The 19,683-nt window shown below is 58.1% G+C and carries 19 protein-coding genes and 1 tRNA gene; 10 read left to right on the top strand and 10 right to left on the bottom strand.

Annotation, left to right across the window (positions count from 1 at the left end; translation table 11 throughout):
• From rsmA to lptD, 4 genes are read right to left on the bottom strand one after another with little or no spacing between them, the layout of a single operon-like run.
• Nucleotides 1–828 (bottom strand): 16S rRNA (adenine(1518)-N(6)/adenine(1519)-N(6))-dimethyltransferase RsmA, encoded by an 828-nt coding sequence (gene rsmA / locus BN1135_RS02135; protein ID WP_042018489.1) that lies wholly within the window; start codon nucleotides 826–828, stop codon nucleotides 1–3.
• Complete coding sequence (pdxA, locus tag BN1135_RS02130; protein ID WP_042018488.1) at nucleotides 818–1,813, bottom strand: 4-hydroxythreonine-4-phosphate dehydrogenase PdxA; 996 nt, start codon at nucleotides 1,811–1,813, stop codon at nucleotides 818–820. The genes rsmA and pdxA overlap by 11 nt, the downstream gene beginning before the upstream one ends.
• The gene (gene surA, locus BN1135_RS02125; RefSeq protein ID WP_042018622.1) at nucleotides 1,813–3,111 is read right to left on the bottom strand and encodes a peptidylprolyl isomerase SurA; all 1,299 of its coding nucleotides are present in this window, start codon (nucleotides 3,109–3,111) and stop codon (nucleotides 1,813–1,815) included. The genes pdxA and surA overlap by 1 nt, the downstream gene beginning before the upstream one ends.
• Nucleotides 3,112–3,137: 26 nt before the next feature.
• On the bottom strand, nucleotides 3,138–5,582 hold the full coding sequence (gene lptD / locus BN1135_RS02120) for an LPS assembly protein LptD (RefSeq protein ID WP_042018487.1): 2,445 nt from the start codon (nucleotides 5,580–5,582) through the stop codon (nucleotides 3,138–3,140).
• Between the two features lie 174 nt (nucleotides 5,583–5,756).
• On the opposite strand from lptD, the gene BN1135_RS02115 reads away from it, so the two are divergent.
• From BN1135_RS02115 to djlA, 3 genes are read left to right on the top strand one after another with little or no spacing between them, the layout of a single operon-like run.
• Nucleotides 5,757–6,767 carry an aminoglycoside phosphotransferase family protein gene (locus BN1135_RS02115; RefSeq protein WP_042018486.1) on the top strand — a complete coding sequence of 337 codons (1,011 nt, stop codon included), beginning with the start codon at nucleotides 5,757–5,759 and terminating at the stop codon, nucleotides 6,765–6,767.
• Nucleotides 6,764–7,432: an N-acetylmuramate alpha-1-phosphate uridylyltransferase MurU gene (gene murU / locus BN1135_RS02110; protein ID WP_042018485.1), complete on the top strand. Its 669-nt coding sequence runs from the start codon at nucleotides 6,764–6,766 to the stop codon at nucleotides 7,430–7,432. Before BN1135_RS02115 ends, murU begins: the two co-directional genes overlap by 4 nt.
• Before the next feature lie 19 nt (nucleotides 7,433–7,451).
• Entirely contained in the window at nucleotides 7,452–8,285 is an 834-nt protein-coding gene (gene djlA / locus BN1135_RS02105; protein WP_042018483.1) for a co-chaperone DjlA, read from the top strand.
• An 89-nt stretch (nucleotides 8,286–8,374) separates the two neighbouring features.
• On the opposite strand, the gene BN1135_RS02100 is transcribed toward djlA, so the two are convergent.
• Nucleotides 8,375–9,826 carry an aminoacyl-histidine dipeptidase gene (locus tag BN1135_RS02100; protein WP_042018482.1) on the bottom strand — a complete coding sequence of 484 codons (1,452 nt, stop codon included), beginning with the start codon at nucleotides 9,824–9,826 and terminating at the stop codon, nucleotides 8,375–8,377.
• A 948-nt stretch (nucleotides 9,827–10,774) separates the two neighbouring features.
• Between BN1135_RS02100 and gpt the strand changes: the two genes are divergently transcribed.
• The 5 genes from gpt to BN1135_RS02070 all read left to right on the top strand — a co-directional run bounded on the left by gpt (nucleotide 10,775) and on the right by BN1135_RS02070 (nucleotide 15,779).
• Nucleotides 10,775–11,242, top strand: coding sequence for a xanthine phosphoribosyltransferase (gene gpt / locus BN1135_RS02090; RefSeq protein ID WP_042018480.1), 468 nt, complete (start codon nucleotides 10,775–10,777; stop codon nucleotides 11,240–11,242).
• Nucleotides 11,243–11,394: 152 nt separating this feature from the next.
• Nucleotides 11,395–12,663, top strand: a complete 1,269-nt coding sequence (gene frsA / locus BN1135_RS02085) for an esterase FrsA (RefSeq protein WP_042018479.1) — start codon at nucleotides 11,395–11,397, stop codon at nucleotides 12,661–12,663.
• Nucleotides 12,664–12,725: 62 nt separating this feature from the next.
• Nucleotides 12,726–13,118, top strand: coding sequence for a sigma factor-binding protein Crl (crl, locus tag BN1135_RS02080; RefSeq protein ID WP_042018478.1), 393 nt, complete (start codon nucleotides 12,726–12,728; stop codon nucleotides 13,116–13,118).
• A gap of 185 nt (nucleotides 13,119–13,303) precedes the next feature.
• Complete coding sequence (gene proB / locus BN1135_RS02075; protein ID WP_042018477.1) at nucleotides 13,304–14,407, top strand: glutamate 5-kinase; 1,104 nt, start codon at nucleotides 13,304–13,306, stop codon at nucleotides 14,405–14,407.
• An 82-nt stretch (nucleotides 14,408–14,489) separates the two neighbouring features.
• A complete protein-coding gene (locus BN1135_RS02070) occupies nucleotides 14,490–15,779 on the top strand; it encodes a glutamate-5-semialdehyde dehydrogenase (RefSeq protein ID WP_263053668.1) in 1,290 nt (429 codons plus the stop codon).
• Nucleotides 15,780–15,875: 96 nt separating this feature from the next.
• Here BN1135_RS02070 and BN1135_RS02065 read toward each other — a convergent pair whose 3' ends face one another.
• Genes BN1135_RS02065 through rsgA form a run of 5 tightly spaced genes read right to left on the bottom strand, consistent with a single transcriptional unit; the run spans nucleotide 15,876 to nucleotide 18,758 of the window.
• Nucleotides 15,876–16,265 (bottom strand): hypothetical protein, encoded by a 390-nt coding sequence (locus BN1135_RS02065; RefSeq protein WP_042018475.1) that lies wholly within the window; start codon nucleotides 16,263–16,265, stop codon nucleotides 15,876–15,878.
• Nucleotides 16,266–16,267: 2 nt separating this feature from the next.
• Entirely contained in the window at nucleotides 16,268–16,519 is a 252-nt protein-coding gene (locus tag BN1135_RS02060) for a DUF2960 domain-containing protein (protein WP_042018474.1), read from the bottom strand.
• Nucleotides 16,509–16,793: a VF530 family protein gene (locus BN1135_RS02055; protein ID WP_042018472.1), complete on the bottom strand. Its 285-nt coding sequence runs from the start codon at nucleotides 16,791–16,793 to the stop codon at nucleotides 16,509–16,511. The genes BN1135_RS02060 and BN1135_RS02055 overlap by 11 nt, the downstream gene beginning before the upstream one ends.
• Nucleotides 16,790–17,680: an archaetidylserine decarboxylase gene (asd, locus tag BN1135_RS02050; RefSeq protein ID WP_042018621.1), complete on the bottom strand. Its 891-nt coding sequence runs from the start codon at nucleotides 17,678–17,680 to the stop codon at nucleotides 16,790–16,792. The genes BN1135_RS02055 and asd overlap by 4 nt, the downstream gene beginning before the upstream one ends.
• Before the next feature lie 43 nt (nucleotides 17,681–17,723).
• Nucleotides 17,724–18,758, bottom strand: a complete 1,035-nt coding sequence (gene rsgA, locus BN1135_RS02045) for a small ribosomal subunit biogenesis GTPase RsgA (RefSeq protein ID WP_042018620.1) — start codon at nucleotides 18,756–18,758, stop codon at nucleotides 17,724–17,726.
• Nucleotides 18,759–18,850: 92 nt separating this feature from the next.
• Between rsgA and orn the strand changes: the two genes are divergently transcribed.
• Together orn and BN1135_RS02035 are read left to right on the top strand one after the other, a co-directional pair.
• Complete coding sequence (gene orn / locus BN1135_RS02040) at nucleotides 18,851–19,396, top strand: oligoribonuclease (RefSeq protein ID WP_042018470.1); 546 nt, start codon at nucleotides 18,851–18,853, stop codon at nucleotides 19,394–19,396.
• A gap of 178 nt (nucleotides 19,397–19,574) precedes the next feature.
• Nucleotides 19,575–19,650: transfer RNA gene (locus tag BN1135_RS02035), tRNA-Gly, on the top strand.
• Nucleotides 19,651–19,683 lie beyond the last annotated feature (33 nt).

The following is a 19,683-nucleotide window of genomic DNA, read 5'->3' as shown; positions in this document are numbered from 1 at the left end:
TCAGGCCTGTTGCTGATCCGCCAGCCAGTTGGCGATCATGACAAACTGCTCGAGGGAGAGGTTCTCCGGACGCAGGTTGCCATCGATACCAAGCTCGGTCAGCTGGGCGTCGGTAATGAAGTTGGAGAAGCTGTTGCGGATGGTCTTGCGACGCTGGCCAAAGCCCTCGGTACAGACGCGGCTCAGGCAACGAATGTCTTTGGCGACTATGGTCGGGTTTTTGTGCGGCATCAGGCGCACTACGGCAGAGTCGACCTTGGGGGCGGGTTTGAAGGCACCCGGGCCCACTTCCAGCACCGGTACTACCTGACAGTAGTACTGAACCATCACGCTCAGGCGACCATAGGCTTTGCTGCCTGGGCCAGCACACATCCGCAATACCACTTCCTTTTGCAGCATAAAGTGCATGTCTTCAACCCGGTCGGCGAACTCGCACAGGTGGAAGATCAGCGGAGTGGAGATGTTGTAGGGCAGGTTACCGAAGATCCGCAGCGGCCCTTTGCCTTCACCCATCAGGGTGCCGAAGTCGAAACGCATGGCATCGGCTTCGATGACGGTCAGCTTGTCTTTGAGAGTCGGGTGCTCGCGCAGGCGCGCCGCCAGATCCCGGTCAAGCTCGACCACTGTCATCTTGTCCATCTGGGAGGCGACCGGCTCGGTCAGCGCAGCCAGACCCGGACCGATCTCCACCAGATTCTGACCCGGTTGCGGGTTGATGGCGGCGACGATCTGGTCGATCACATAGCGATCGTGCAAGAAGTTTTGACCGAATCGCTTACGGGCGGTGTGACCCATATGCACTTTATTGCTCTGCACCTTACTGCTCATATCTTTTTTTCTCTACCATCTTGATGGCGTGGTTAATCGCGGTGATCAGACTGCCCGAGTCCGCCAGGCCTTTGCCTGCCAGATCCAGTGCGGTGCCGTGATCCACCGAAGTGCGGATGAAGGGAAGCCCCAGAGTGATATTGACCGAACTGCCAAAGCCCTTGTATTTGAGCACCGGCAGCCCCTGGTCGTGGTACATGGCGAGTACCGCATCCGCATCCTTGAGGTATTTTTCCTGGAACAGGGTGTCGGCCGGCAATGGGCCGACCAGATCGATACCCTCTAGGCGCAGATTGGCCAGAGCGGGTTCGATCACGTCAATCTCTTCACGTCCGAGGTGGCCACCTTCCCCGGCATGGGGATTGAGACCGCAGACGTAAATACGGGGTTTGGCGATGCCAAACTTGGTGGTGAGATCCCCGTTGAGGATCCTGATCACCTTGCCGAGGCGATCCTCGGTAATGGCCATCGCCACGTAGGCGAGGGGGATGTGAGTAGTCGCCAGTGCGACCCGCAGCCCCTCGGTTGCCAGCAGCATCACCACATCGGCGGTATTGGACTGCTGGGCAAAGAATTCGGTGTGACCGCTGAACGAGACCCCGGCCTGATTGATGATCCCTTTGTGTACCGGTCCGGTCACCACGGCGGCAAATTCACCGCTGAGGTTACCGTCACAGGCACGTTGCAGGGTCGCCAGCACATAGGCACCATTGCCTTCGTTCAGCTCACCCGGCACCACGGGGGCGCCGAGTGTGACCGGACAGACGGTCAGGGTGCCCGCCCGCTGGGGGCGGGCAGGGGCGGTTGCGTCATAGGGTTCAAGCTCGACGCTGAGCCCCAGCAGGGCTGCCCGCTCGCGCAGCAGCGCCGGATCGGCGATCACCACCAACTGGTGGGGCCAATCCTGCTGAGCAATCTGCAGCACCAGATCCGGGCCGATCCCCGCCGGTTCGCCCGGGGTAACGGCAAGACGACGGCAGCTCATCAGCTGCTGGCGCCTTCGATCTGGATGTAGGCCTCGTCACGCAGCTCATCCAGCCACGCCTGGGACTCTTCCACGAAGCGGCGGTTGTAGATCAGCTGGTAAGCGCGCTGCTCCTGCGCCTTGTCGGTGGCATCCTGGCTGCGGCGATCTTCCACCTGAACGATGTGCCAGCCATGGCTGGTACGGAACGGGGCGCTGATCTGGCCTGGCTGCAGGCGGTTGACCATGTCGCGGAATTCCGGCACGTAGACATTGGGATCAGACCAGCCCAATTCGCCGCCCTGCACCGCAGAGCCCGGATCTTCGGAGTGCTTCTCTGCCATGCTGGCGAAGCTGGCCTTGCCGCTTTTGATATCGTGCAGAATACCGTCCAGCATCCCCTTGGCTTTCTCTTCGCTCAGGATGATGGAGGGCTTGATCAGGATGTGACGGGCTTTCACCTCGGTCTGCATTACTTGCTGCTGACCCTTGGTGTCGAACACCTTGACGATGTGCAGGCCGGCACCGGAGCGCAGCGGGCCGACGATGTCACCCTTGTTGGCGCCCTGTACTGCTTCGGCCATCAGGGTCGGCATCTCTTGTGGGCTCATCCAGCCCCAGTCACCCCCTTCCAGTGCCTTGGGGCCGTTACTCTCGGCAATGGCCAGCTTGCGGAAGTCAGCACCTTGTTTAAGGGCGGCCAGAATTCGGTCAATCTTGCTCTTGGCGGCATCCAGCTGGGCTGCGGTGGGGTTGTCCGGCAGGGCAATCTGGATATGACCGACGTGATATTCGTTCTGCTGTTGGCCCTGTTTTTTCAGAACCTCGACCACCTGCTTCACCTCCTGTTCGGAGATGTTGATGCGACGACGAACCTGATTGCGGCGTACCTCGTTCATCAGGATCTCGCGGCGCACCTCTTCCCGATACTGGGCATAGGTCATCCCTTCACGGGCGAGTTGAGCACGCAGCTGCTCCAGGGTCATTTTGTTATCGGCCGCGATCCCCTGAATGGCTTGCTCCAGTTGGGTATCACTGATTTTCAGTCCCTGACGATCCGCCAGTTGCAACTGCAAGCTCTCCTGGATCAGCCGATCCAGCGCCTGTTTGCGCAGGGTGGCATCGTCAGGCAGGGATTGGCCGCTCTCCTGAGCGGAGAGTTTTACCTTGTTGACCAGTGCGTCCTGTTGACTGGACAGCACCACGTCCTTGTTGACCACGGCCAGTACCTTGTCCATCAGCTCGGGCGCCGCCAGGGCAGCCTGACTCATGGCACCAAACATTCCCGCGGTCAGCAGGGCAATCAGGGTCTTTTTCATATCCATCTCTCAAGGCTGGACCAGCATCATTGCTGGTCTTTCAGATTAAACGGGCGAACATAGGGCAACAGCTCGGTATCCATGGTGACGCTGCGGCCACCGGTACCTACGCTGCCAAGTCCCTTCATCTCGAACTGCAGACCAATGACTTTTTCCGAGGTGGGTTGCAGGGTGACGTTGTCCGGCTGGTTGTGCCACTCCAGACTCATATTGATGCTCCAGCAGCAGGAGTCATATTTGACACCAATCATCCGGTCAATGTTCACATCCTGCTTGATATCACGATAGTAACCGCCATACATCTGCCACTGATCGGCGATCGGCGCCATCATCACCAAACCTGCCTGGCTCAGATCTTCGGTAAGGGCCGGGTTGTTGGGGTCTCTGTAGTCCCGGTTACCATCCTTGATATAGCGGTAGTTGAGCTGGGTTGTCAGCTTGCCAGTCCGGTATTCCACTGCGCTGTTACCGGCGGTGAACTCCCCTTCCGAGGTGTCGTACTGGGTACCCGCATGGGCAAACCACTCATCGGTGATGCGTGCATCCCCCTCGAACGAGAGCAGGGAGCGAGAGTTGGTGCTCTCTGGGTCGGACGGATAGAGACGCACCTTGGGCGGCGTCATCTCGAAGGCTTGAGCTACAGCCAGACGTAACCGCTCATCACCCACATTGTCATAGACCCGGCTGGTCAGGCCAACGGTGATCCGGTTGGCATCGCTGATGCGGTCGAGACCGGCGTAGCGGCGATCGCTGAACAGGCTGTAGTAGTCCTGACGGGTGGTGGTGGAGTCATAGATCCCGATATCATCCTGATCCCGATAGGGAACATAGAGATACTGGAACTCGGGCTCCAGGGTCTGGGTCCCCTTGCCATCATACCAGTTGAGCGGGCGGTCGAAGTTGACCCCCCCTTTGAGACGGAAGGAGGGCAAGGTACGGGTAACTGTGCCGTCTTTGAGGGTTAACTGCTTGGTATCCGCGTCGGTGAAGCGGCTGCGATCCGTGTAGACCAGATCCTTGGGCACCTCCTGGTTGTAGGAGGTAAACATCAGCTTGTACTGGCTGGTGAGGTAGTAACCCGGCGCGTCCACCAATGGAACGGTCAGGGTCGGTGCCAGATGCAAACGGGTGGCGGTGTAGCGCTCACCGGCCTGCTGGGCACTGGCGCTGCCGCTGTCGTAACCAAACTTGGTCAGCTCGCTGTTCCAGGCCAGATCGAACCATTTTCCTTGCTGGTAATAGTTGTAGTCGATACGGGGCAGCATCTCGTGTGGCAGCAGCGCGTAGGGACTCAGGATCTGGTAGCGGCGCACCTCGGAGGTGAGGTTCCAGTTGTGCTGGTAGTAGCCTGCGGTAAAAGATTGCTGCAACTGGCTGTCGACCTGGGTGCCCACTTGTGGGCTGAAGTCGTTGAAGTAGTTGTAATCCTTGTCCCGTACCTGGGTGTAGTCGATGCCAAAGCGCAGGGAGCCATCCATCAGGGCGGAGCCATGACGTAGGTTCATCAGGTAGCGATGGCCATCGGACAGGCCAGCCAGACTCGGATTGCTCGGGGTGTACTGCTTGTCATCCGCCAGATTTTCAAAATAGAGGGTGCCGGTATGGGCGGGGTCCGGCATGTAGCGGAACTCCACCTGCTCCATCAGGCCGCGCTTGTCCATAAAGCGGGAGGTGATGGTGGCATCGTAGTTGGGGGCAATGTTCCAATAAAATGGCTGGGTGATCTCCATGCCGTTACTGGAGCTTTGCTTGTAACCAGGGTAGAGCAGACCGGTCTTGCGCTCATCTTTGATGGGGAAGTTGATGTACGGGAAGTAAAACACCGGATAGTCATAGAGCCAGAGGCTGGCATTCCAGGCTTCACCGAACACCTCTTTCTGGTCGATATCGATGCTGCCCGCCTTGAGGGTCCACACTTCTTGACCGGGGGGGCAGGTGGTGTACTGGGCCCCCTCCATGGTGATGTTCTGATTGTTGTTGGTCATCACTACGCGCTTGGCAAAGCCACGCACCGGTGAGCCATGCACCTGATAATTGCCCTCTTCCAGCTCGGAGTTTTTAGTATTGAGGTTGGATTTAAGGGTCTTGTCACTGGTGACGGTCACCTGACCGTCGTTGTAATAGATGTTGCCGATGGCGATGACATCCCGGCTCTTCTGATCGAGCTGGGCATAGTCGGAGTCAAACTTGCGAACACCCTGACGCACCTTGACGTCACCTTCGTAGACGGCGGTGCCGCCCTGTTTGGCCTCGAGACGGTCGGCATCTACCTCTACGGGTTGCGCGTTGGCCTCCTGATCAGATGCAGGCTTCACGATTTTGGGAACATAGTCATAGCAAAGACTATCGAGGATCCCGGTGGCTGGCGGCGGATCGAACGGTGCTGCCTGTACCATCATGGATGTCAGGGCGGGTGCCAGGCTGATAGTCAGGGCGATGGGATAGCCGTACCCCAGTGTCCATTTTTTCATGTGAAAGACTCGTGCAATCCGTGAGAGATACGGTTGATCCAAGGCATGCATTTTACGACAGGTTTCATCGAGTTGACATTGCATGTCATTGCTTTATGTTAGCCGGCAATGATAAAGCATTATTGCAGCCAGGGCTAACAGCCAAGTGCTGCTTTCCACCTTGGTCCCCGACTTATGCACGATCGCGATTCCCTGCTATTGCAGTGGGCACGCCATGTTTCTGGTGATGCCAACCTTCAGTTGACCCTTATTTCCGGTGATGCCAGCTTCCGCCGCTACTCCCGTGGTGGTGGTCTGGTATGGGTGGATGCCAATCCTAAAACCGAAAAAAATCATGAGTTTGTGCGTAATTCAGCCGCTTTGCTTGCGCGTCAGCTACTGGCGCCAGCAGTAAAAGCAGTGGATTACGAACAGGGCTTGCTGGCAGTCAGCGACCTTGGCGATACCCAGCTGATCAGCTGTCTGAACGCGCAAACGGTGCAGGCCTGGTATGGCAAAGCCATTGAGCTGTTGCCCCGATTGGGGGCGGTCGATCTGGTGCTTGAGCCGTTCGATACTGCCTTTATGGCGCGAGAAAACAGTATCTTCCCCGAGTGGCTGTTGGGGCATCATCTGCAACTGACCCTGAGCAATGAAGAACAGTTGTTGCTGGATGAGACCTTTGCTTGCCTCACCGCCTGCAATCTGGCCCAGCCGCAGGGGGTGATGCACCGGGATTTCCACAGTCGCAACCTGATGGTGTGTGGCGGTGATACCCCCGAGAGCAGCACCCTTGCCATCATCGATTTTCAGGACATGGTGATCGGGCCCCTTAGCTATGACTTGGTCTCCCTGCTCAAAGATTGCTACGTACGCTGGCCGGACGAAGTGATCGATGAAGGGATGCGCCACGGCTTTGCCACTCTGCAACAGGCGGGTCTGCTTGGCGAGCTCGATTATGCCAGTTTCCGTCGTGATGCCGACCTGACCGGTATGCAGCGCCACCTGAAAGCGGCGGGGATCTTCACCCGGCTCTATCATCGCGATGGCAAGTCCGGTTATCTCAAGGATATTCCCCGCACCCTCGGCTACGTGGTGGATGTTTGTCGCACTCACGGTAGCGCCTATCCGGTGTTGGCCCGCTTTGGGCAGTGGCTGGAGCAGGTGGTGTTGCCCGGGATGGCCAACGCAGGAGTTAAACCATGAAGGCGATGATCCTGGCCGCTGGCCGGGGCGAGCGGATGCGCCCGCTGACCGACTTGCTGCCCAAACCGCTGTTGGCGGTGGGGGGCAAGCCCCTCATCGTCCATCACATCGACAAGCTCAAAGCCGCCGGGGTGACCGAAATGGTCATCAACCACGCCTGGCTCGGCCACAAGCTGGTTGAGACCCTTGGTGATGGCAGTGCGCTTGGGGTGACCATCCACTGGTCGGCCGAGGAGAGTGCGCTGGAGACCGCTGGCGGCATAGTGCAGGCGCTGCCGCTGCTGGGCGCAGAACCCTTTTTGGTGATCAACGGCGATACCTGGCTCGATGTCGATTATCGCACTCTGGTCAGCCAGCCCCTTGGCGATGATCTGGCCCATCTCTGGCTGGTGCCCAATCCTCCCCAACACCCAACCGGCGACTTTGCCCTGCAAGCGGGGCGAGTCATGGATACGCCAGCATTTACCTTCAGCGGGGTCGGACTATATGATCCGGCAGCCTTTGCCGGTCTCTCTTGCGGCGCGCGCAAGCTGGCGCCGCTGTTGCGGGAGTGGATGGCACAAGGGCGAGTGGGCGGCAGCTTGCTCGCTGGCGAGTGGCGCGATATTGGCACGGTCGAGAGACTGCGCGAGCTGGACGACCAGCTCCAGGCTCGCACTCATTAACATCAAGAGGTCTTGAACCATGCGTATTTGGGGTAAGGTGCTGGGCGCCTTCTTCGGTTTTCTGCTCGGCAATATCATTGGCGCCCTGATTGGTCTGTGGATCGGCCACCGTTTTGATCGGGGTATGGGGCTGCAAGGGGCGTTTCGTCGCGGCCCGAACCCGCAACAACAAGCGGTCTTTTTTCATGCCACCTTTTCAGTCATGGGCCACATCGCCAAATCGAGCGGTCAGGTAACCGAGCATGAGATCCGGGTTGCCTCCAACCTGATGGATCGGATGCGGCTGGCCGGTGATCAGCGTGCCCGGGCGCAGGAGTCGTTTCGTCTCGGTAAAGAGGCCGATTTTCCGCTGCGCGAGACGCTGGCCGAGTTCCGTCGTGCCAGCTTGGGGCAGCGCGATATACTGCGCTTCTTCCTCGAGGTACAGCTACAGGCTGCCTTTGCTGACGGGCGGGTAGAGGAGGGCGAGCGCGCCATTCTCCATACCATCGCCGACGAGCTGGGTTTCAGCCGCATCGAGCTGGCCCGCATTCTGGCGATGGCCGAAGCGCAGATGAACTTCTTCAATCGTTCTCATGGCCAATATCAGGGTGGTGGTGCGGGTGGCCAGCAGTATCGGCAGGAGGCGCCCTCTGCGGATCGGCTCAAGGATGCCTATCAGCTGCTGGGGGTGAGCGAGAGCGACAGCGATCAGGATATCAAGCGCGCCTACCGCAAAGAGATGAGCAAGCATCACCCGGACAAACTGGCCGCCAAAGGGCTGCCGCCGGAGATGATGGAGATGGCCAAGGAGAAGACTCAGGAGATCCAGCAAGCTTGGGAGTGGATCCGCGAGGCGCGCGGCATTCGTTAAGCGCTGCAGCCTGCCATATCAGCCCAGCAGACAATAAAAAGCCCCGCAGCAGTGCGGGGCTTTTGTTTTGCCGTGTGGCGTCGGCCGGGTTATTTGGCCGGAATGGCTTCCAGCACGTGTACCAGCAGTTGCCAGAAACGCTCGACCGCCGGGATGTGCACCTTCTCGTCAGGGGAGTGGGCACCACGGATGGTCGGGCCGAAGGAGACCATGTCCCACTTTGGATAGGCGCTCTTGAACAGACCACACTCGAGACCGGCGTGGATCACCATCACGTTGGGCATGGTGCCAAACAGCGATTGGTAGCTGCTCCGTACCAGCGCCATGACGGGGGAGTCCACGTTCGGCGCCCAACCCGGATAGGCACCGGTGAATTCGCAGCTGGCGCCAGCCAGGGTGAACAGTGAGCGGGTCATCTGCTCGATGCTCTCGCGGCCGGAGTCGATCAGGGAGCGGATCAGGCACTGGACGTACACTTCGCCATCCTGAGTCTTGATGACCCCCAGGTTGGTAGAGGTTTCGGTCACGCCGGGCATGGCATCGCTCATGCGCATCACGCCGTTCGGGCAGGCCAGCAGGGCATCCAGCAGGCGCTGCTGCAGGGAGACGCTCATCAGCTTGGCTGGTTTGGCTGCGCTGTTGACCAGCAGGGTCAGGTTTGGCTCGGTGGCGGCCAGCTCGGTCTGGTAGATACCGGTGTAGCGGTCAACCAAGGCATTGAACTTGCTCACGCTGGCAGCGGGCACCAGCAGGGTGGCACGGGCTTCGCGCGGGATGGCGTTGCGCAGGGTGCCGCCGTGGATTTCGGCTAGACGGATGCCCAGCGGCTCGGCCGCTTTGAGCAGGCGGACCAGCAGCTTGTTGGCGTTACCACGGCCGCGATGGATGTCGCAACCGGAGTGGCCGCCACGCAGCCCTTTGACTGCCAGCTCGACAGCCTCGCCTTCGCTGGCGTCAACCAGCTCGAGCGGGAAGCGGATATTGGCATCCACCCCGCCAGCGCAGCCCATATAGACTTCGCCATCTTCTTCGGAGTCGGTGTTGAGCAGAATTTCGCCCTCCAGCCAGCCTGCTTCGAGGCCGAAGGCGCCGGTCATGCCGGTCTCTTCGTCGGTGGTCAGCAGCACTTCCAGCGGGCCGTGTTTGATGGTTTTGTCGGCCAGCACCGCCAGACAGCCTGCCATGCCGACGCCGTTGTCGGCACCCAGAGTAGTGCCACGGGCAGTGACCCACTCACCATCTATATAGGCATCGATAGGGTCGGTCGCGAAGTCGTGTTTGGTGTCGGCATTGGCCTGCGGCACCATGTCGATATGGGCTTGCAGCACCACGGCTTTGCGGTTTTCCATGCCCGGGGTGGCCGGCTTCTTGATGATGATGTTGCCGACGTTATCTTGCTTGACGGTCAGCCCTTCCCCCTGGGCCCATTGGATGATCCAGGCACTGAGTTTGGCTTCATGCTTGGAAGGGTGGGGAATGGAGCAGATCTGTTCGAAGAAATGCCAAATCAGTTGGGGGGTCAAGGAACTTAGTTGTGCCACGTCGGGACTCCTTACCAGCACGGAAAAAAACAGGGCCCCATCAGCGGGCCGAGGAAGAGGCTAACGATAATACAGTCAATCGCACAAAAATGTGAGCCGTCAGCGCAAATCGCAGGCTGATTGTGCTGGTGTATGACAACAGGGCAGTACGATCGTCAGGTTAGAGCGATGCTGAGTGGTGCAAAAGAAATTTTGTGACCGATCTCACAAAAAAGTTGAATTTACGGTGTCGACTGGTACATTAGCTCCCGTGGTTCGCCACCCGTCAGGATGACGATGAAAGCCTCCAGGGAACCGAAGCAAAGCAAGTGCGCCTCCATGGAACCGAGTGTTCGTTCAAGGATTTGAGCCCGCATAAAGGTACGTAACTTGTTAAGCAATCAGGAGTTTTAATATGCCAGGCAGCAACTCAACCTATTGGTTTGCCCCTTCTTTGTATACCCAAGGTTTCAGCTACCCTAACCCCTTCGTCACTCGTCGCTAAGACGAGCAGCCTGATTAGGCGGGGACGAGAAAGCAGCAGGTGCGTGAGGTCAAACCTCCCCCTGCTATTTTTTTATCTGCGATTTACCGCTGTGCCCTTTTTGGTGTCATCAGCAGGGACGACAGGTTGGCCGTTTGGCTCTCAGGATGTGCCGAATGGAGAGGGTGATGCCGATTTTTCCTGTTTTTGGCATACGTTTGCCAGGCATTTTCTCTGCAAACGGTGCTATCATCTCGGCCCAACAGCTTGTCCGCGGTTTCGGCACTCTCTCTCTAGCCGATCGCCGGATATGTCAGTTTTGCTTCCATTGTATCCAGATCCGCTGCCGAGGCTTAGCCCTGAGGCAGCCGAAGTGCAATCTGAATTCAGTTGAGCGCCAGCCACATTTTCTGATCTCCGAAAGATTTCTAGCGGGGATTTTGCTTTAAGTCATTGTTTTTATATAACTATTCGAGATAGATAACATGCCGAAAAAGTTCTATGTGTCGTGGGATAACCTGCAACGTGAAGCTCGCCGTCTGGCCCGTCGTCAGCTGCCTGTCAGCCAGTGGAAAGGTATCATCGCGGTCAGCCGTGGTGGTCTGGTACCCGCAGCCCTGATGGCTCGTGAACTTGGCATCCGTAACGTAGAAACCCTCTGCATCTCCAGCTATGACCATAACAGCCAGCGCGAGCTGGTAGTGGTCAAAGGTGCGACGACTGCCGGTGATGGTGAAGGTTGGCTGATAGTGGAAGATCTGGTGGATACCGGTACTACCGCCAAGGCAATTCGCGATCTTTACCCGAAAGCCAAGTTCATCGCGATCTTCGCCAAGCCGATGGGTGAGGCGCTGTTGGACGATTTCGAAGTGGCCATCCCGCAGGACACCTGGATCGAACAGCCGTGGGATATGGCGCTGGAGTTCACCACGCCGATTTGTGAAGAAGAGTAACGCTACGTTAGTGTGTCGCATTTCACAGTTATGGTTGCACTGGGCTCCAATTTGGGGCCCAGTTTTTTGTGTATCAATCTGTTACGGGGTGGCTGATCGGCGTTAAAAGTGGTTAAGATGGACCATTGCCTGATTATTAATGGGACATCATCTTGGACTTGAACGACGACCTAAACCTGACTGACAAGTTATTTACCCGCGTCAAGAAGGTATTGGAAACATCCGAGATTTCCAACTCCAGTGTGGCTGACGTGGCTGAGGCCCAGTTAGACCAGATGTTTATCGACGGCTCCATGTCAAAGAGCTGGTATCGCCTGTTACGCCGTCCTTCCTGGGCTTGGCAGGGAGCCAATCCCGTCGAAGTAGAGCAAACCCTGGCCCAGATTGCCATGGCAACCGGTGAGCGTACGCACGACTGCTATCTCGATACCATCAAGGGATACGTACCTGGCAACTGGATCTATGAGTGGAGCCAGTTGGCCGGGACTTACTTCAAGCGAGGCCGTGAACTGTGTGAGCAAGGCGACCCCAAGGGGGCGCTCAAACAGCTGCTGAAGGCCGTGCGTTACTACTCCATCGCCAGCTACCCCCACCTGAAAGATGACGAACTGGCAGATCAGGCCCAGTTGCTTGGCAACATGGCTTATCGTGAGGCGGGCAGACTGTTCAAAGTGCCGCTCAAAGAGATCCAGGTGCCATTTCGCGGCAAGCATATTCAGGGTTATCTCCATCTACCGACCACTGACAAACCGGTGCCGCTGGTGATTATCAGCGGGGGGATCGACTCCCTGCAGCTCGATTTTCTCAACTTTTATCTCAAGCGGCTGGAGCCCAACGGCATCGGTATGCTCTCCCTCGATATGCCGGGGATCGGCTATGCCGAGCATTGGCCGCTGGTACAAGACACCAGTCGTCTCCACCAGGCAGTACTGCACCATCTATCCGATGTAGCCTGGGTCGATCACCAGCGTATTGCCATGGTCGGTTTTCGGCTGGCAGGCAATGTTGCAGCCCGGCTGGCCTTTATCGAACCCTTCAAACTGCGCACCGTGGTCTGTGTCGGGGCCGGGGTCAATCAGTTATTTACCAATCAGGAGTTGTTTACCAAGTGTCCACGCATGATGCGTGATAGCTTGGCTAACCGGTTGGGGGCCGATGCGGCGAAGTGGGATGACATGCGCACCAAGTGCCAGGTATTTTCACTTAAAACCCAAGGATTACTGGGGACTCGCACCTCGGTGCCGATATTAAGTATCGGACACAAGAAAGATTTTATTTGTCCCGAGCAGGATGTACGGGCATTGGCGGCAGCCAGCCGTAATGGCAAGGCCATCGTATTCGATAAACAGCCTTTGCTGGAGGTGTATGACAAGGCATTGGACGAAATCGTCGAGTGGTTGAAGCAACATTTGTGTACCTGACATTGCGCTAAAAAACTGACGCCCTCATAAGATGGCGTGGCTTGTTTAACAGGGAGGTTAACATGTCTGAAAGAGTGACCTACAAGCGGCTGCTGAGGCAGTTTGCGGCTATCGGCCCCTATTTGCGTGAGGATCTCTGCGAAGAGGGGCGCTACCGTTTTGACAGCCTTTCCGTTTGCGTCAGTGCCAAACCGGCGCCGGACAAACGGGAGTTCTGGGGCTGGTGGCTGGTGCTGGAGCAGGACGATCACCATTTCCGTTACCACTATGAGCTCGGTTTCTACAATGCCGAGGGTGAGTGGATCAATAAGGCGATCCCCAAGAAGCATCAGGCGGAAGTTGACCGAACCCTTAACCGCTTCTACAAGCTCATCAGTGACAAGTTGGTGGCTCTTGAGTGCCAGTTGGCGCCCGCTGAGCAGGTCACCAATGAATTGACAGTGACGGCTGCATGAATCCTGATGCCCGGCGAGGAGAACAGACCCTTTCGCCGGGCTATCAGCTAACCATTCGTCCAACCCTGCGAGCCACCTGAGCCGCGCATTTTCCCGCATCCCCTCGCTCCGGCGTTAATTGCCTTGCAGGCCACCATGGCCGTGGGTATAAAGATATTCCTTACTTTTTTAGCCTTTATGCTCCCATGGAAAACAAAACCATAGTCGTCAAGTTGGGCACCAGCGTGCTCACAGGGGGGTCTTCCCAGCTCAATCGTGCCCATATGGTCGAGTTGGTCAGACAGTGTGCGGCCTTGCACCGTCACGGCCATCGGGTCGTGGTCGTCACATCAGGGGCTATCGCCGCAGGGCGTGAACATCTGGGCCACCCGCCACTGGCGCCAACCCTGCCCAACAAGCAGATGCTGGCGGCAGTCGGCCAGACCCAGCTGATTCGGGTATGGCAGGATCTGTTTAACCTTTATGGTGTGCATATCGGCCAGATGCTGCTGACCCGCGCTGATCTGGAAGATCGAGAGCGCTACCTTAATGCCCGTGACACCCTGCGCACCCTGCTCGATCACCGGATCATTCCGGTGATCAACGAGAACGATGCGGTGGCGACCGCCGAGATCAAGGTGGGCGACAACGACAACCTATCTGCCCGTGCTGCCATTCTGGCGGATGCGGATCTGCTGATCCTGCTCACCGACCAGAAGGGGCTCTTTACCGCCGATCCCCGTACCAATCCCGATGCCCAGCTGATCGAAGAGGTGCAGACCATCGACGATACCCTGCGCTCGCTGGCAGGCGACAGCGTCAGCGGCCTTGGCACCGGCGGGATGGCCACCAAGCTGCAGGCTGCCGATGTGGCGCGTCGCGCCGGTGTCAACGTGGTGATTGCTACCGGTCAGATGCCGGAGGTGATTGGTCGTCTCGCCAAGGGCGAGCGTATCGGCACCCTGTTCCCTGCGTTGGCTTCCCCGCTGGAAGGGCGCAAGAGCTGGATTTTGGCTGGTCCACCGCCTCACGGTGAAGTGCATGTGGATCAGGGGGCCGTTGCTGCAATTCAGGAGAAAGGCTCCAGCCTGTTGCCCAAGGGCATAGTCGCGGTCAAGGGTGACTTCATTCGGGGCGATGTGGTGCGCATTCTCGATCCCAAGGGGGTTGAGCTGGCCCGCGGCATCTGCCGTTACGACCATCTGGAGCTGGAGAAGCTGCGCGGTGTTCACTCGGATCAGATTGAGCAGGTGTTGGGCTATGGATATGGTTCAGTGGCGATCCATCGAGATGACATGGTGCTGCTCTGAGTGGGTTGGTACTACTAGCCCAGAGCCAACGATGGCTACGGGGTCTGTGGGCTATCCACCGGGATGATATGGTGCTGCTCTAATCAGGGCGGCACGGCATGAACAAAAGGGAACTGAGATGAGTCTGGAGAAAATGGGGCAGGCGGCCCGTGAAGCCGCCTATCAGCTGGCCACCATCAGCACGGCGCAGAAGAATCGGGCGCTGGCCGCTATCGCCGACGAGCTGGAGGCGCACAGCGAGCAGATCCTGGCGGCCAACGATAAGGATATAGCGGCAGGCCGTGAGGCGGGCCTCTCCGAGGCGATGCTGGATCGGCTGCTGCTCAATCCGGCCCGGCTGGCCGGGATTGTGGCCGATGTGCGCAAGGTGATCACCCTGGACGATCCGGTTGGTGCAGAGATCGACAGCCGGGTGCTGGAGAACGGCCTGCGGCTCTCCCGTCGTCGGGTACCCATCGGCGTCATCGGCGTCATCTACGAGGCGCGCCCCAATGTCACCATCGATATAGCCAGCCTCTGCCTCAAGACCGGCAACGCCAGCATACTGCGCGGCGGGCGCGAGACCTTCCACTCCAATCTGGAGCTGGTGCGGGTGATCCAGCGTGCGCTGGCCGCCTCCGGCCTGCCTGCCGAGGCGGTACAGTACATCGACAACCCGGATCGGGCGCTGGTCGGCGAGTTGCTGCGCCTCGATCGTTATGTGGACATGATCATCCCCCGCGGCGGTGCCGGGCTGCACAAGATGTGCAAGGAGAACAGCTCCATTCCGGTGATCATCGGCGGCTTTGGCATCAGCCATATCTTCGTCGACGCGAGCGCCGATCTGCTGCGATCCCTGGCGGTGATTGACAACGCTAAGGTGCAGCGCCCCTCCGCCTGCAATGCCCTCGATACCCTGCTGGTACATGAAAAAGTCGCCGCTGCTTTTGTGCCGCAGCTGGTGGCGCTGATGAATGAACGCAAGGTGACACTGGTCGGCGCGGCCAATGCCATGGGGCTGCTGGTGGGGGCCGACAACCTGTGCGAGGCGGGGGCGGAAGATTTCGATACCGAGTGGCTGGGATTGACCCTGGGGGTCAAGCTGGTGGCGGATGTGAACGAGGCGCTGGCCCATATGCGCGAGCATAACGCCGGTCACTCAGATGCCATCCTGACCAACGATTTGGCCAATGCCGAGCGTTTCGTCAACGGTGCCGGTTCGGCGGCGGTCTACGTCAACGCCTCGACCCGCTTTACTGATGGCGGCCAGTTTGGTCTGGGGGCCGAGGTGGCGGTTTCGACCCAGATGCTCCATGCCCGCGGCCCCATGGGGTTGACCGAGCTCACCAGTTATAAGTGGGTGGGGCAGGCGGATTATCTTATTCGTGCCTGATAACGCCATCTTTACCTGCAAAAATGCCGACCACAGGGTCGGCATTTTGTTTGGCTGGTATCGCGCCGATACCACGCAGTGCGCTATCGCTTGGGGTTATTCCCCCTGATAAAGCACCTTGTCACCGGACTTGAGCACGTAACCCTTCCAGGGGAAGAGGGTGTAGTCGCCGCCCAGCCAGGACCAGTTGCCTTCTGCACCCTGACGGGTCAGAGCAAGCATCTCGCCGCTGGGCAGATGCAACTCGGCCAGCGTCTGGTCGGCATTGAACAGCACGAAGGCGCTGCTGGTCTGGCTGGTGTCGGTCGGATTGAGCCGTACACCCTGTTCAAACAGGCGTACGCACTGGTTGGCCAGTGGTGACCACTGGTAGCCAGCACTGGCAAGGCAGCCGTGATTGTCGTGATCATTACCTACCATAGATGGCTCCGGTGCGCTGCAGGCAGCCAATAATAGAGAGGCGGTCAGCAGGGTCAAGGTTCGCATGGTTACTCCTGATTATCTCGTTCAATGACGATGTTGGAAAATCCCAACTCTTTGAAGTAGTTCTCTTGGTAATCCTTCACGCTTTTCTTGTCACGACGACAAACCTGAGCCAGTTGGGCCTCCATGGCGTGGAAACTGGCGAGATCCAGCCCTTCGGCAGCGGCAATGGCATCGTAGATGCTGCGGAACTTGTCGTTCGCGTAGCCGAGCTCTTTAGCCTGTTTTTTATAGGTATAGGTAATCTTAAACGCCATCTGGCCCTTCCTTCTTCGATTTGGCTTGCTTGCGCTGGACATAGAGGTAGAGGCTCTCCACCTTTTCCCGTGCCCATGGGGTCTTGCGCAAAAACTTCAGGCTGGACTTGATGCTGGGATCTTCAGTGAAACAGCGGATATTGACTTGCTGCCCCAGCTCTTCCCAGCCGTAGTATTCGACCAGTGCGGTGACGATGGCTTCCAGCGTCAGCCCGTGCAGCGGGTTGTTTTTCTGCGCAGAGCCTGGCTGTGCAGGGGGTTGCTGCTCGCTCATGCTTGCTCCGCCAATTTGGCAAAGGGTTGACCCATGCGGGTGGTCACACCGTTGGTCAAGTGGGACTCAAAGCCAGCCAGCATCCCGGGGCCAAACAGACAGACCACGGTACTGCCCAGCTTGAACAGACCCATCTCGGCGCCTTTTTGCAGAGTGATAGCTTCGTCGCCGCTGTAATCCCAGCGCACCACTTCCTTCTGGCCACACACACCTTTCTGCTTAGCCGGCGCAATGTTGCCGGCCCAGATGGTTTCGATGCTGGCGACGATAGTGGCACCGACCAGCACCAGCGCCATCGGGCCGTGCGGGGTGCGGAAGGTGGCGACCACCCGCTCATTACGGGCGAACAGGTTAGGCACGTTCTCGGCAGTGAGCGGGTTGACGGAGAACAGATCCCCCGGCACAAACACCATACTTTCGAGCACGCCATCGAGCGGCATGTGGATACGGTGGTAATCCTTGGGCGCCAGATAGATGGTAGCGAAATCGCCATCCTTGAACGGTGCCACCAGATCCTCATAGCCACCCAGCAGCTCACGGGCGCTGTAGTCGTGGCCCTTGGCCTGAATGATGCGACCCTGATGGATCGGGCCGAGCTGGCTGACGGTGCCATCCACCGGCAGCGCCAGGGTCATGGCATCTTCAACCACCGGGCGGATACCGGGCTTGAGCTCACGGGTGAAGAACTCGTTGAAGCTCTTGTAATGGGCCGGACTCTCGTGCAGCGCCTCGCTCATGTCGACCTGATACTGCTTGATAAAGGTCTCGATGACGCGGGTGGTCAGGTTACCGGCTTGCGCAGCCGCAAACTTGCCGACCAGACGGGAGAGGGCATGCTTGGGCAAACAGTATTGACCGGCAATTTTAAGGTTGTCAGTAATGCTCATGTTGATCATCAGCTCTTAGTCAAAAGAGGGGGTGAATAGCAGGTCACAGTCGGGCCTGTTGCCGACCGTGACGGGCTTCCTGCATGGTTTCCAGGATGCGGTGATAATTGTAGAATCGATCGGCACTGATTTGGCCGCTATTGACGGCACCACGCAGTGCGCAGCCTGGGTCATCTTTGTGGGTACAGTCGCGAAAACGGCACCCCCCCAGATAGTCGCGAAACTCGATAAAGCACCAGGTGATGCGATCGGCTTCCAGATGCCAGAGGGCAAATTCGCGGATCCCCGGGGAGTCGATCAGATCGCCACCGCTCGGGAAGTGATAGAGTCGCGCCGTGGTAGTGGTGTGCTGGCCGAGCCCCGAGTTTTCCGAGACCTCGCCAGTGAGCACTCCCAGTCCCGGCATCAAGGCGTTGGTCAGGGACGATTTACCTACCCCTGACTGGCCGACGAAGATGCTGATCTTGCCTTCGAACTGGGCCTTGAGCTCGTCAAGTCCTTCGCCGCTCTCGCAACTGACCAGGATCACTTGATAGCCCAGCTTGCGATAGGGGGTCAGCTGCTGCTCAATACGCAGACGCGCAGCATCATCCAGCAAATCGACTTTGTTCAGCACTATGAGTGGCTGGATCTCCACATCCTCGGCGGCCACCAGATAGCGGTCGACGATGTTGGTGGAGAACTCGGGTAACACCGCCGAAACGATGATGATCTGGTCGATATTGGCCGCGATGGGTTTTACCCCGTCGTAGAAGTCCGGCCGGGTCAGCACTGAATGACGGGGATGAACCGCCTCGATGACCCCGGCGGTCGCGGCATTGAGGCCGGGACGCCACACCACCTTGTCGCCACACACCAGGCTGCTGATGCTGCTGCGCCGCAGATTGCTGCGATGGATGGTGCCGTCAGTAGCTTCGACGTCTGCATGCTGACCGAAACGACTGATCACCATCCCTTCAATAGCCGGGCCAAACAGGGTGTCATCCACCACTGTGGTGTGATCTTTTTGCAGTCGCCGCTCGCGGTTAGCCTGGACGCGCCTTTGTTGACCCAGATTGAGTTTTGCTTTCTTTGCCACTCGATTCGCCAGTTTATGAACAGATCCAAAGCCAGTATGATACATGCAAATTGGCAAAATTCCGCCATTCCTCCCATATAGAGAGAGTAATCATGACAGTCAGCGCGCAGAACCTGGTATGGATCGACATGGAAATGACGGGTCTGGACCCTGAAGAGTGTGTCGTTCTGGAGATTGCCACCATAGTCACCGACAAGGATCTGAATGTGTTGGCTCAAGGCCCGGTCATCGCCATTCACCAGAGTGATGAAGAGCTGGCCAAGATGGACGACTGGAACGTCAATACCCACACCAAGAGCGGTCTGGTGGCCCGGGTCAAGGCGAGCCAGCATGATGAAGCCAAGGCGGTTGCCGAGACCCTCGAGTTTATTCGTCAGTGGGTGCCGGAGCGTACCAGCCCGCTGTGTGGCAACAGCATTGGTCAGGATCGCCGCTTCATGGTCAAGCACATGGGCGAGCTGGAAGCCTTCTTCCACTACCGCAACGTCGATGTCAGTACCATCAAGGAGCTGGTGCGTCGCTGGCAGCCGGAGTTGCTGGATCAGTTCACCAAGAGCGGCTCCCATCAGGCACTGGATGACATTCGTGAATCCATTGCAGAATTGCAGTTCTATCGCAGCCACGTCTTCAAAATCTGAGTACCAGGTAAGGAGTTACCCCGGTTTGGTTGCTAAAAGCGGCAGTTCGGCCAGCTTTTGAGCGAACGCGCGCTACCAGATAAAAAAGCCCTTGCAATTGGAACGACTGCTCTTATAATTCGGCTCCCGTACAGTAGCGCAAGCAACCAAATGCTGTACGACCTGTTTTAAGGTAGTTGCGGGAATAGCTCAGTTGGTAGAGCACGACCTTGCCAAGGTCGGGGTCGCGAGTTCGAGTCTCGTTTCCCGCTCCAAAAAGTGATGATGAAACTGGTTCAATCCACCGC

It is taken from the genome of Aeromonas sobria (assembly GCF_000820145.1).
Lineage (GTDB): Bacteria > Pseudomonadota > Gammaproteobacteria > Enterobacterales > Aeromonadaceae > Aeromonas > Aeromonas sobria.
Note: the sequence above shows the minus strand (reverse complement) of the source record. Positions and strands in the feature narration are given on the sequence as shown.